The sequence below is a fragment of the Acidovorax delafieldii 2AN genome (assembly GCF_000175235.1).
Lineage (GTDB): Bacteria > Pseudomonadota > Gammaproteobacteria > Burkholderiales > Burkholderiaceae_C > Acidovorax > Acidovorax delafieldii_B.
In genome coordinates this window covers 1-698 of sequence record NZ_ACQT01000602.1, presented here as the reverse complement: position 1 = coordinate 698, position 698 = coordinate 1, and the positions used below count along the sequence as shown (strand labels likewise).

Genomic DNA, 698 nt, shown 5'->3' with positions numbered 1-698 from the left:
GGGGCGCGTCGGCATCGCAGGACAGGGGCAAAGTGGCGGCCGCGCAGTGCGGCAGGAAAAGTGGACTCCGGAAATGACTGAACAAGCCGCCTACGAACACAACGGCCGTCCCGTTTCGCGCGAGGCCTTTTACGCCATTGCCTGCGATCCGCAGCGCAGCGTGGCGGTGGAGGCCTGCGCGGGTGCGGGCAAGACCTGGATGCTGGTCTCGCGCATGCTGCGCGCGCTGCTCGACGGTGCCGCGCCGCACGAGATCCTGGCCATCACCTTCACCAAGAAGGCGGCGGGCGAGATGCGCCAGCGGCTGCAGGAGTGGCTGGAGGTCTTTGCGCACGCCCCGCTGGACGACCTGGCACGCGAGCTGATTGCAAGGGGAATCAGCCCCGAGCGCTCGTCGGATAAGCGCGAGGCGCTACAAAATTTATACCGCAAGATGCTGGCCAGCGGCCGGCCCGTGCAGATCCGCACCTTCCACAGCTGGTTTGCCGCGCTGCTGGGCACAGCCCCGCTGGCGCTCTTGCAGGCACAAGGGCTGCCCGCTAGCTTCGAACTGCTGGAAGACGATGCCGAGGCCGTGCGCGAGGTGTGGGCGCCCTTTTTGCAGACCGTCGCCACCACGCCCGGCCTGCGCGCCGACTACGAGGCCGTGGTGGCCTGCCATGGCCGCTCGCAGACGCACAAGGCGCTGGCGGCGGCGC

The 698-nt window shown here is 68.6% G+C and carries 1 protein-coding gene; it reads left to right on the top strand.

The features are described from left to right. Positions 1 to 73 precede the first annotated feature (73 nt). Positions 74 to 698 (top strand): UvrD-helicase domain-containing protein (locus ACDELDRAFT_RS23310; protein WP_005801881.1); only part of this gene is annotated, 625 nt, incomplete at its 3' end.